Origin of the sequence: Maribacter aquimarinus, from assembly GCF_047345505.1 — a bacterium.
Classification (GTDB): Bacteria; Bacteroidota; Bacteroidia; order Flavobacteriales; family Flavobacteriaceae; genus Maribacter.
Genome location: NZ_JBLFEO010000023.1, coordinates 58,253 through 70,415 on the forward strand (window position 1 = coordinate 58,253; position 12,163 = coordinate 70,415).

The 12,163-nt window shown below is 44.8% G+C and carries 8 protein-coding genes and 1 pseudogene; 8 read left to right on the top strand and 1 reads right to left on the bottom strand.

Going from position 1 to position 12,163, the window contains the following annotated elements:
- The first annotated feature begins 66 nt into the window (after positions 1-66).
- The 8 genes from ACKWCC_RS14990 to ACKWCC_RS15025 all read left to right on the top strand — a co-directional run bounded on the left by ACKWCC_RS14990 (position 67) and on the right by ACKWCC_RS15025 (position 11,796).
- A complete protein-coding gene (locus tag ACKWCC_RS14990; protein WP_413996768.1) occupies positions 67-1,623 on the top strand; it encodes an MGH1-like glycoside hydrolase domain-containing protein in 1,557 nt (518 codons plus the stop codon).
- Positions 1,620-3,278, top strand: a complete 1,659-nt coding sequence (locus ACKWCC_RS14995; protein WP_413996769.1) for a sulfatase family protein — start codon at positions 1,620-1,622, stop codon at positions 3,276-3,278. The genes ACKWCC_RS14990 and ACKWCC_RS14995 overlap by 4 nt, the downstream gene beginning before the upstream one ends.
- Positions 3,279-3,473: 195 nt before the next feature.
- Positions 3,474-5,843: a glycoside hydrolase family 127 protein gene (locus ACKWCC_RS15000; RefSeq protein WP_413996776.1), complete on the top strand. Its 2,370-nt coding sequence runs from the start codon at positions 3,474-3,476 to the stop codon at positions 5,841-5,843.
- A gap of 14 nt (positions 5,844-5,857) precedes the next feature.
- A complete protein-coding gene (locus ACKWCC_RS15005; protein WP_413996770.1) occupies positions 5,858-7,888 on the top strand; it encodes a beta-L-arabinofuranosidase domain-containing protein in 2,031 nt (676 codons plus the stop codon).
- Positions 7,889-7,974: 86 nt separating this feature from the next.
- Positions 7,975-9,414, top strand: a complete 1,440-nt coding sequence (locus tag ACKWCC_RS15010; protein ID WP_413996771.1) for a sulfatase family protein — start codon at positions 7,975-7,977, stop codon at positions 9,412-9,414.
- An 8-nt stretch (positions 9,415-9,422) separates the two neighbouring features.
- On the top strand, positions 9,423-11,057 hold the full coding sequence (locus ACKWCC_RS15015) for an arylsulfatase (protein WP_413996772.1): 1,635 nt from the start codon (positions 9,423-9,425) through the stop codon (positions 11,055-11,057).
- 44 nt (positions 11,058-11,101) lie between these two features.
- A complete protein-coding gene (locus tag ACKWCC_RS15020; protein WP_413996773.1) occupies positions 11,102-11,422 on the top strand; it encodes a Tm-1-like ATP-binding domain-containing protein in 321 nt (106 codons plus the stop codon).
- Between the two features lie 14 nt (positions 11,423-11,436).
- Positions 11,437-11,796: a Tm-1-like ATP-binding domain-containing protein gene (locus ACKWCC_RS15025; protein WP_413996777.1), complete on the top strand. Its 360-nt coding sequence runs from the start codon at positions 11,437-11,439 to the stop codon at positions 11,794-11,796.
- 12 nt (positions 11,797-11,808) lie between these two features.
- On the opposite strand, the pseudogene ACKWCC_RS15030 reads toward ACKWCC_RS15025, so the two are convergent.
- A pseudogene (locus ACKWCC_RS15030) lies at positions 11,809-11,997 on the bottom strand (transposase); the annotation flags it as partial.
- Positions 11,998-12,163: the final 166 nt, after the last annotated feature.

A 12,163-nucleotide genomic window follows, 5' to 3' on the forward strand; every position in this document is an offset into this window, starting at 1 on the left:
TTGTTCATTGGTGCTTTTCTTGTGACATCTATGTCATGTTCACGACAAGAACGGTCAGCCCATATTTTGAGGTTCGATAAAATCATTCATTACTTTGAAGAATTCAATGAAAAAGATGATGAGCGTTACATTCAGCATGTTCCCAATACCGAAGTAATCCCGTTTTTAAAGGATAATATCCCGTTGTTGGATATTCCCGATAAAACCATTGAAAAGACCTATTATTTTCGATGGTGGACGTTTAGAAAGCACATTAAACGGACCCCGAACCGTTTTGTAATCACCGAATTTTTGCCCAATGTGCCCTGGGCGGGCAAATACAATACGATCAACTGCCCGGCGGCCTATCACATTTATGAGGGCCGTTGGTTGCGAAATGAAAAATACGTAAAAGACTACATCGACTATTGGCTGACCGAAGCCGATAATATCAGAAAATATAGCTTTTGGGTAGCTGATGCAACACTGGCATTTTCCAAGGTCCATATAGACACGGCCTTTTTAAAAGGCCATCTTGAGCACCTGATCACAAATTATGAGGCATGGGAAAAAGAACGCCGTGATGGCCCGGATAGATTGTTCTGGCAGAATGACAATATGGATGGCATGGAGCTGAGTGCCGGCGGCAGGATCATCAACAAGGGAGAGGAAAAGTTCACCGCCATAGGGGCGAGACCCACCATAAACAGTTATATGTATGGCGATGCCAAGGCGATTGCCGAACTAGCTTCCTATTTTGAAAATGATGGTGTCGCTGATGAGTATGGTGAAAAGTCGGCACAATTAAAATATTTGGTAGAGGACCGATTGTGGAACGATTCATTGAATTTTTTTTCACAGCTTCCGCGAGACTACTCCGAAGAAAGTGCGCCAATTGCCATTCGTGAACTGATCGGCTACACGCCCTGGTACTTTGATCTTCCGAATGACAAAGCAAAATATGCAAAAGCCTGGGAGAACATTTTGGATACCACTGCATTTGCAGCACCTTACGGATTAACCACCGTTGAGCAATCGCATCCATACTTTAAAATTAGCTACGAGGGGCATGAATGCCAATGGAACGGGCCGTCATGGCCTTTTGCCACAACTCAGACTTTGAAAAGTCTTTCCAACTTTTTGAACAATTATAAGAACAATGGGCCTATTTCAAAACACGATTATTACAATTTATTAAGTCAATATGCCTCATCACATAAGATTACTCGGGAGAACGGTGATTCGCAAATGTGGATTGATGAAAACTTGAATCCCTACACCGGAGATTGGATCTCAAGAACGCGCCTCAAAAATTGGGAGAACGGTACTTGGTCGGATGAAAAGGGAGGGGAAGAACGCGGTAAGGATTACAACCATTCCGGTTTTTGTGATCTGGTCATCAATGACCTGATCGGATTGAAACCGCAACTGGACAATACCTTGGTAGTGGAACCACTCGTTCCGGAAGATTGGGATTGGTTCTGCTTGGACAAGATTAGGTATCATGGTAAGAACCTGGCCATTGTTTGGGATCGCGATGGTTCAAAATATGGAAAGGGAAAAGGGTTTCAGGTGCTGCTGAACGGAGAGGTAGTACATCAGGGCGCAGAAGTAGAGAAAATATCCTTAAAGATAAAGAGATGAAAAACTATGCCCGCCTTTTTTTTATGTCACTGCTCGTTTTGAAGGCTTTTGGTTCCTGTAAAAAAGCTACGAAAAACAATGAAGCGGTAGCCCAAAAACCCAATATACTTTTTATCACGACAGACTATACCCGTGGAGCCGATATGGACGAACTCAGTGGCATACTTAAAATGCCAACGGTCAAAAAGCTCTATGATGAGGGGGCTGTTTTCACAAGGCATTCAAGTGTGAGCCCGATCTGTATGCCTGCCCGGGCATCCATCGTAACAGGAATGTATCCACACAGCCATTCCCTTTGGGACAATCGGTCCATTTCCATCAAAAAACCGGATCGCCCATTTTTGATGCGTGACCTTCAAAAACTGGGCTATACCACCGTAGGAATTGGCAAAATGCATTTTAATCCGTTTGGGGCCGATTATGATTTTGATGTTTACCAAAGTTTGGAGGGAAAGGACCGTGATTATCGTAATGATGATTATGAAAAATATTTGGAAGAACATGGCACAAGTAGAAAGGAAATCAGGAAAAATCATGTTGATAATGGAAGACCGCCCGGACAGGATTTTTATCCGTGGCATATAGCCGAGAAACTGCACCCCGATTACTTTGTCGGGGAAATGGCCGTAGAAACCATAACAGATGGTGCGATCAACAAAGAAAAACCTTGGTTTATGTGGGTCTCTTTTACCGGGCCGCATAATCCATGGAATCCCCCGAAGCGATTTTTCGAGGACTACCCACCTGCCAAAATGCCCGATGCGAAATTTATGGAAGGGGAACTAAAGAACAAGCCCATTGAGTATACCAGACATCGCTATGGTTATGGCCGTGATTTGTTGTCGATCTATGATAAGCTACCAGGTGAAGAACAAGAACAATTTAGAAAGCAGGTCAAAGCGGCCCATTTTGCCAGTCTCGGTTTTGTTGATGAGCAAATTGGGCGGGTCATGGCGGCACTGAAAGACAAAAACTTGCTTGAGAATACCATTGTTATTTTTACCTCCGATCACGGTAGCGCACTTTTTGACAATGAAATGTTGCACAAGGGTTCTCCGTTTCCCACCCAATCGTTGGTGCCTATGTTGGTATGGGGGCCAAAATACATAGTGCCCGGCATCAGAAACGGTTTCACCTCCCATGTAGATGTCTATCCTACCTTTATTGAATTGGCCGGAGGTATAGCATCCTCTAAGGTTGAAGGGGAAAGTTTCTTTGGTTCGCTAAAATCGGATAACCATAAAACACAGGATTTTGTGGTCATCGAGAGTGCTATGGTATCTTCGCTGATGACTTATGACTTGTTGCTCGGATTTCATCATATTTCTAAGGAAATTGAATTGTATGATCTGCAAAAAGACCCGATGTGCCACTACAATGTTGCCGATGTTTCCGACAACACCGAAGTGGTCAACGAGTTAAAGAAGACATTGGTGGACTGGCGAAGGGAAAAGAGTCCTGATCTTCAAATTGGCGAAGATCCGTTGCAATGGGGCTTGGAAATCTTGGGAGATTCCGTCGAAATGTCAAAATTGAAGAACAGTTATCTAAAGGCCTATGAACGCCTTGCCGAAATAGATGAATTGAGACCCGGTATCTTAGGGGGCGGAGCTTTGGAAGTCATTGGTAAAATAGGATATCTTGTAGAGCCTTAATATCTTCAAAGCCACTTATTGAAACATATTACGCTATTCTGGCACTATATTATCCAAATATATGGCCAATTATATCAATCCTACCTTAATTACGTATTTTGGTTTAAAAACCTACAAATAGAGTCAAACCTCACATAAATCACTATGAAATTTTATGTTCCTAGAATAACGACATTTTTATCCATGTCATTCTTGATGTTGTTTTGTGGGTTTCAAATAGTTGCCCAACAAAAAGAATCGTTCTACCCAATAACGCCTGTTCGTTTTACGGAAGTCGAGGTCACCGACAGCTTTTGGAAGGAACGCATGAAGGTGAATCGTGAGGTTACCATACCCATTGCGTTTCAACGCAGCGAAGAAAGTGGCCGTATCAAGAACTTCAGGGTCGCAGCGGGTCTTGAAGAAGGCACGTACAATACAGGTCGTGGCTACGATGACTCGGACGTTTACAAAGTGATGGAAGGGGCGGCCTATTCGTTAAGCCAGCAACCTGATCCTGAACTGGAGAAATATCTGGACAGCCTGATCACCATCGTGGGCATGGCCCAAGAAGATGACGGCTATCTTTTTACGGTAAAGACTATTTTAGGGGTTTCCGATGCGCATCGTGATGCCAAACAACCGAAATGGGTAGAAGTAGAGAAAGGTTCGCACGAACTTTATAATGTCGGACACATGTATGAGGCCGCAGTGGCACATTACAAAGCGACCGGAAAACGGAATTTTTTGGATATTGCCATCAAAAGTGCCGATTTGATTGACAAAGAATTTGGGTGGGGCAAGCGTGAACTGGTACCGGGCCATCAGGAAATCGAAATCGGGTTGGCCAAATTGTATGAAGTGACGGGCGAAAAACGATATTTGGATCTAGCCAAGTTCTTTTTGGACAAACGGGGGAAATCGCCACGACGCGAGACCTATGACCAGACCCATTTACCCGTAATTGAACAAGAAAAGGCCGTGGGGCATTCTGTGCGTGCGGCCTATATGTACACGGCCATGGCCGATATGGCCGCATTGACAAAAGACAAGGCCTATATTGGGGCCATGGACAAATTGTGGCATGACATTGTCGATACCAAATTGTATATCATTGGAGGTATTGGCGCCGCCGGGGGCCATGAGGGCTTTGGAGACCATTATGAACTGCCCAACTTAAGGGCATATAACGAGACCTGTGCGGGCATTGCCAATGTTTTTTGGAACTACCGACTGTTTTTGACCCATGGCGATGCCAAGTATATGGATGTATTGGAAAGGTCGCTTTACAACAACGTACTCTCAGGGGTTTCATTGGAGGGCGATAAATTTTTCTATCCGAACCGATTGGAATCGCGTGGAAATGAGGTTCGCAGCGAATGGTTCGGCACCTCCTGTTGCCCCTCAAATGTGTCGCGTTTTATCCCAGATGTTCCAGGGTATGTTTATGCACAAAACGAAGATGCCATCTATGTGAACCTTTTTATTTCAAGTAACACGGTGTTTTCGGTTAAAAGGAAAAAAGTGGAGTTGGATCAAACCAGCCAATTACCGTGGTCCGGAAAGGTGGATTTTAGGGTAAAACCCGATGCTGAAACCGCTTTTTCGTTACGAATCCGTATTCCAGGATGGGCCACGGAGAAACCGGTCCCCTCCGATTTGTATGCCTTTGGTAAAACGTTGGAAAACAAGACCGAGATTTTTGTAAACGGCGAAGAGGTGTCCTATGACATGGAAAAAGGCTTTGCGGTCGTAGAGCGAAAATGGGCGGTCAACGACCATGTGCGCATTGAATTTCCGTTTGAAGTAAGGACGATTACGGCCCACCCGAACATCAAAGAAAACCAAGGTAAGGTCGCCCTACAGGCAGGGCCTATGGTGTACTGCATCGAGGGTTTCGATATGCCCAATGGGGCAACCAACCACATTATGGTAAATCCTGCCCAAGACTTTTCTATGACCTACCAAAAAGACCTACTGAACGGAGTCTTGACGGTCAATGGGAAAGCCGATTTTCTTTACAGAACCGCAACGGGCACCATTGAGAAACAAGAAGTTGGTTTTAGTGCCATTCCCTATTTTGCATGGGCAAACAGGGGTGCCAGTGATATGGAAGTATGGCTGCCCACCAAAGAAAGTGCTGCCACACCTATGGCCTATCCTAAAGCCACCTATGGCGCTATGGTTTCCGCCTCCAAAAAACAACGGTTAAAGAATCTGTATGCCGTGAACGATTCCTACATCCCTTCCAAAGAAAATAACGATGAGGTACCCGACTTCAACTTTTGGCCCTTGAAAAAATCCACCGAATGGATTCAAATGGATTTTGAAAAGCCCCAAACGTTTACAACCGCCACGGTGTACTGGCAGAAAAGCAAAGATGGGGGCGTTGTTTATCCCAAATCATGGAAACTATTTTATAAAGACGGCCAAAATTGGAAGGTTGTAAATACAAGAAAATACCCGATAAATGAGGATGGACTCCCAAGTAAAATTTCGTTCAAGGAAGTTACGTCCAATACGTTCAAGCTAGAAATCAAATTGGCCGAAAAACCGGCCGGACTCTATGAATGGGAATTGAATTGAATAAATAATCGAGAATGAGTAAAACATTGTACCTGCCACTAGTAGCCATACTTGGAGTCTGTTGTTTCTTTGCAAATGGACAAACTGCACGTAACGATCACTACATAACCAATCAGGAACCTTTGGCGTCACAGCCTTATTTGGCACTGCCTTTAGGGGATATCAAAGCCAAGGGATGGCTGCTGAAAATGTTGGAACTACAACGTGACGGCCTAACGGGAAATCTCGATGAAATCTACGAAGTCGTTGCAGGAGAGAATAACGGATGGCTTGGAGGTACCGGTGATAGTTGGGAACGAGGACCGTATTGGGTCGATGGACTGACCCCTCTGGCCTATCTTCTGGATGATGAAAAATTAAAGACAAAAGTAAAGAAGTGGGTGGATTGGAGTATTGAAAACCAACGTGACAATGGTTATTTCGGGCCCATACCCAATAAAGAAGGGACCCCAAAGATAAAAGGAACCCAACAGACCCTAAGTGAAGATTGGTGGCCTAAAATGGTCATGCTCAAAGTATTACAACAGTACTATTCTGCTACGGAAGACAAACGTGTGATTGATCTGATGGACAGGTATTTTCGGTATCAACTAAAAAAATTGCCCGAGATGCCACTTGATGCGGTAACTTACTGGGCCGGAAGACGGGGAGGCGATAACTTACAGATTGTTTATTGGCTTTACAACATCACAAAGGAACCCTACCTCCTTGAGCTTGGAAAATTGATACACGAACAAACTTATGATTGGACAGGCACCTTATCCGGCAATATGCTATTACAGGCCAATCCGTTCGCTCCATTGCATACTGTCAATGTAGCACAGGGTATAAAAGAACCGGTCATATATTATCAACAAAGTGGAGATTCGGTTCATCTCATGGCTCCTTTAAAAGGGCTGGAATCCTTAAAAGCGGGACACGGATTTGCCAATGGTATGTACGGGGGCGATGAGGCCTTGCACGGGAATGACCCTACCCAAGGCTCTGAACTTTGTTCAGCAGTGGAGATCATGTTTTCTTTCGAGAGTATGCTTCCCATAACCGGAAATATGCATTATGCAGATTATTTGGAAAAAATTGCCTTCAATGTGCTGCCCACCCAACATGACGATGCCTTTCTGAAAAAGCAATATTTTCAACAGCCCAACCAGATCATGATTACCCATGAATATCGAAATTTTGATTGTGAATACGGCGGAAGCAGTACGCTTTTCGGAACGTTGACGGGGTATCCGTGCTGCGTCTCCAATATGCATCAGGGGTGGCCAAAGTTTGTACAAAACCTTTTTTATGCCACGGCGAACAACGGGGTTGCCGCATTGGTATATGCACCTTCAGAAGCTACCGTAAAGGTAGGTAATGGGGTAGATGTACTCATAAAGGAGCAGACCAATTATCCCTTTGAAGATGAAATTGCTTTTGCCATAGATCCGGCCAAAGAAGTATATTTCGAATTTGAGTTCAGGGTTCCTGAATGGTGTACAAACCCGTCGGTAAGCATCAATGGAGAGAAAGTGGGCATCGTTGCACAAGGCAATATCCTCAAACTCCATCGCACTTGGAAAAAAAATGATAAAGTTCTTTTAAAGTTCCCCATGGAAATCAAAACTTCCAGATGGTACGAAGGATCCGTGGCCGTTGAGCGTGGCCCATTGTTGTATGCCTTAAAAATTGAGGAGGAATGGCAAGAAAAGAAGAAAGATGAATGGGAAGACACCTTCTATGAGGTATTGCCAAAATCTCCTTGGAACTACGGTATTCCGAAAAGAACAATAGAACAAAAAGATTTTCGGGTGACATCCAAAGGTAAGGTGGCCGATATGCCTTGGAATTTGGAAAATGCCCCCATTTCCATTTTAACCACGGGAAAGATTGTCCCACATTGGAAAGAGTATAATGGCAACACCGGAAAACTGCCCGTTTCGCCGCACCCGCATCGCGAATTGGGCACGGCCGAGGAACAGATAGAGTTGATTCCCTATGGATGCACCACCTTACGGATTTCCCAGTTTCCGGTGGTCGACATCCATAAAAAATATGATTGATAAGAAATAGTTAAAAACGAGAAATGAAAAAACATTGGATTTTATCAGTTTGCTTTTTGACCATTGTAGGTGTCGAAAATACACTCGTGGCACAGCAAAAAGCGAAAAAGCCCAACATCATTTATGTCATGGCCGACCAGTTACGGCACGACATGATGGGGTATTCCGGAAATTACAAGGCCATTACCCCGAATTTGGACAAAATGGCCACGGAAGGACTGAATTTTGAGAATTGTGTCTCCGTAACACCGGTATGCGCCCCACACCGTGCATCATTATTGACAGGAAAATATTCTTCTAGCACCGGTATGGTAACAAATGAAATTCGCATCAACCCCAACCAAAAAACCATTGGGCATGTCTTGACCGACAATGGCTATGAAACGGGTTATATCGGCAAGTGGCATCTTTGGGCAAATATCGCTGGGCACCATGGGGAACTTAGGACGGCATACATACCACCTGGGCCCTATCGCTTGGGATTTGATGGTTATTGGGCCGCCTACAATTTCAACCATCGCAGTTATCAGGGCTATTTTTTTGAGGATACCGAGGAACGAAAAACCTATGACAAACCATATGAGCCCGAGGCCCAATTTGATATGGCCATGGATTTTGTGGAAAAGAAGTCTAAAGAGGAAGCCCCTTTTGCCCTGTTTTTGAGTGTTGGCGTTCCACATGACCCCTGGGTAAAAGACAATGTGCCCGAAGAGTTCTACGATATGTTCAAGGATGTGGCATTCAAACTTCCGGATAATTGGCAAGACAGCCCGGACGGGTACATGGATCGCAATACAGATCCTGAAAAATGGCTTTCGTATTGGAAGGAAAACATTCCCGAACAAAAAAGGGTCTACTATGCCATGGTCGCAAGTTTGGATGTCTATATGGGCAGATTGATGAAAAAGTTGAAAACCTTGGGCATAGATGAAGATACCATCGTGATTTTTTCCTCGGATCATGGCGAGATGTTCGGTGAGAACGGAAGGGTCTTCAAACTGACCTTTTACGAGAGCGCGGCCAGGATTCCACTGTTGGTCAGGTGGCCGGGCAAGATTCCTGCCGGCCTGATTTCCGATGCCCCCATAAACACCCCCGATCTTATGCCCACTATGCTAGGCCTCGCCAATTTGCCCATACCGGAATCCGTGGAGGGAATGGATTTGAGCGCAATATGCCTGGGGAAAAACGGTAAAGAGCCCGATTTTGCCTTTTTGCAGGGCATGGGCCATACGTATTTATGGAAAGATGGCCATGAATGGCGTGCCCTGCGCAGTAAACGATTTACCTATGCCAAGTATTTGGTGGATGGTTCGGAATTGCTCTTCGACAATTTAAAAGACCCCCAACAAACCAAAAATTTGGTCAACGATCCATTTTATGCCGATGTATATGCCGATATGAAACAGAAGATGATGGCGAAAATGAACATGTTGAACGATGAATTTAAACCAATGTCTTGGTATCGCGATAATTGGCTCGATGGTAATAGAAATATTATCAAGTCGGCCAAAGGGGCGTTTTAAAAGAATTTATGAACAGAATACCTATTTTCTTCGGTCTTATACTAATTGCCAATTTCTCTTGTAAGGATGGGGAAAAGTACAATGAGACTATTGATGAACGCCCTAATATAGTGCTCATCCTGGCCGACGATATGGGGTATTCCGATCTGGGCAGTTACGGGGGCGAGATCAACACGCCCAATATCGACAGTCTGGCCCATGGCGGCATACGTTTTACCAATTTCTACAACGCCGGCAGGTGCTGTCCCACCCGTGCAAGTTTGCTCACAGGTGTTTATGCCCACCAGGCGGGCATAGGCAATATGGTATATGGTAAAGATCTTGGAGGAGGTTATCAAGGCTATTTGAACAGAACATCGGTCACCTTGGCCGAGGTATTGGGAGGCGCAGGTTACAAAACCATGATGGCGGGCAAATGGCATGTGGGCCATAAAGAACCAGATCAATGGCCCACGGGTCGTGGATTCGAAAGATTTTACGGTATCAATATCCACGTGGACAGTTACTGGAAGGTTTTGGAGGATTGCGAGGTGTACCTGGATGGAAAACTCCATATTGCCGCAACGGAGGATCCGAAAAACGACCTTCATCCTGAAAAAGATTGGTACACCACCGACGTATTTACGGATTACGGCATCCATTTTCTGAATGAGGAAGTTGCCAAAAAGAAGGAAAACAAACAACCTTTCTTTTTGTACATGGCCTACAATGCACCGCATTTTCCGCTTGAAGCCCCCGATGCGGATATCGCAAAGTACAAAGGAAAATATTTGGAAGGATGGGACAAACTTCGTAAGGAAAAATATGAACGGATGAAGGAATTGGGTGTAATTTCCCAAAATGCAAAACTATCACCGCCCGACAATGTAAATTGGGACACCCTCTCGCAAAGCGACAAAGAAAACCTCGATTTTAGAAGGGCCATGTACGCCGCACAAATCGACAACTTGGACCAGAACATCGGTAGGTTGGTACAGTACTTAAAAGACATTGGGCAATATGAAAATACCTTGGTCCTATTTTTGTCCGATAACGGATGCTCCGCCGAAACGGACATGTTCGGCATGAATTGGGGTAAATATACGGTGAACAACTATCCGGAGTGGAAAGAGGAAAGCGGCTGGTCGGTCAGTCAAGGCAAGGCATGGGCCAACGTTAGTAATGTCCCCTTCAGGATGTACAAAAGGTATAATCACGAAGGTGGCACGGCAACACCCTTGATAGCGCATTGGCCAAAAAAGATAGAAGCAGGTCAGATAATAAAACATACGGGGCATATTGTAGATATTATGGCTACCCTTGGAGATCTGGCGAATGCCAAATATCCCGGTACATATAGTGGCCATACGATTACGAGTTTGGAAGGGAAAACGTTGGCACCTTTGTTCAAGGGTGAACCTGCCGAAGAGCATGAGTATATTTATTGGGAACATATAGGTAATAGGGCAATCCGCAAAGGGGATTGGAAAATGGTCGCAATCAGCGAAAAACCTTGGGAGCTCTATAATTTAAAAGAAGACCCGACGGAATTGAACAATCTGATAAACGATGAGCCGGAACTCGTGCAAGAATTAAAGAATGCGTATTTTGCATGGGCCGAAAGGGCCGATGTACGCGAATGGCCCTTGGAAAAAACCGACTAAGTCCTTTTAATTCAAATTGATAGCATACGTTTGTAAATAACCACATGAAGAAAGTGCCAAAAACAGCGACCCCGAATAACCTGAATGTGGTTATGGTAGGCTGTTTTGATACTAAGGGTGAAGATTTTGAATGCTTGTATGCTTGTTTGGTCAAGTATGGCGTTCAGGTAACAACAATGAACGTCGGGGTTTTGGGAACGACTGATCGTTTTCCGGTTACTATTCAAGCTGAAACGGTCGCCTTGGCCGCGGGACTAAAACTTTCTGAAGTAAAAGCCAAGAATGATAGGGGTGCCGCATTGGAAATTATGGGGAATGGTGCCGCAAACATACTTTCTGAGTTTTACTCTCGAAAGATAAAGTGAACGGCGTTATAGGCATGGGGGGTCGCGGTGGTACTTTTATAACCTTAAAGGTTATGGGCGTTGTTCTATTCGGTATTCCCAAGATATGCCTGAGTACCTTGGCCACTAAAGATTTATCCGAAAAAATCGGGGACAAGGATATTGTTCTTATACCTTCAATTGTCGATATCGCCGGATTGAATAGTATCAGTCGGGTTTTGATAAGTCAGGCAGCTGCGGCACTTAGCGGAATGATGGCGGCAACGCCTATTCAAATTAAGGAAATCAAGGGGAGTATCGCCATGAGCGTTTTCGGAAATACGGCGGTTTACGCCGATAAATGTTACGAGTTGACCGATGGAACCAAAGGTCTTGTTCTTGAACCGTTCCTTTAGCACCTGCCACACCTTTTCGCAAGGATTGAGTTCGGGGCAGTACGGTGGTATTCTGAGGAGTTTGATATTATCGGGCACCTCGATGTTGTTGGTGGAGTGGAAGCCTGCATTGTCGATGATGACCACCTTCAGTTCTTCGGGCCTGTAGAGGGAGAAGTCCCGGAGGTAGGCTTCAAAGATGTCGTTGCCGACACCTTCCACCTCCCAGGTAAAGTGGCCTCCATCGATCGGGGAACAACTACCATAGGGCTTGCTGATTTTCTATCAACGGGAACGTAAGATATTAACAATCAGCATTTTATTTTTGAACAATCGACGAATTCCGTTGTACAAGTGCACGGGTTTCCGTAACTTAGGGTAACATACC

Excerpts from the sequence above, each read along its gene's own strand:
- ACKWCC_RS14995 (WP_413996769.1), top strand. The coding sequence starts at position 1,620 with ATGAAAAACTATGCCCGCCTTTTTTTTATGTCACTGCTCGTTTTGAAG.
- ACKWCC_RS15000 (WP_413996776.1), top strand. The coding sequence starts at position 3,474 with ATGTTGTTTTGTGGGTTTCAAATAGTTGCCCAACAAAAAGAATCGTTC.
- ACKWCC_RS15005 (WP_413996770.1), top strand. The coding sequence starts at position 5,858 with ATGAGTAAAACATTGTACCTGCCACTAGTAGCCATACTTGGAGTCTGT.
- ACKWCC_RS15015 (WP_413996772.1), top strand. The coding sequence starts at position 9,423 with ATGAACAGAATACCTATTTTCTTCGGTCTTATACTAATTGCCAATTTC.
- ACKWCC_RS15020 (WP_413996773.1), top strand. The coding sequence starts at position 11,102 with ATGAAGAAAGTGCCAAAAACAGCGACCCCGAATAACCTGAATGTGGTT.
- ACKWCC_RS15025 (WP_413996777.1), top strand. The coding sequence starts at position 11,437 with ATGGGGGGTCGCGGTGGTACTTTTATAACCTTAAAGGTTATGGGCGTT.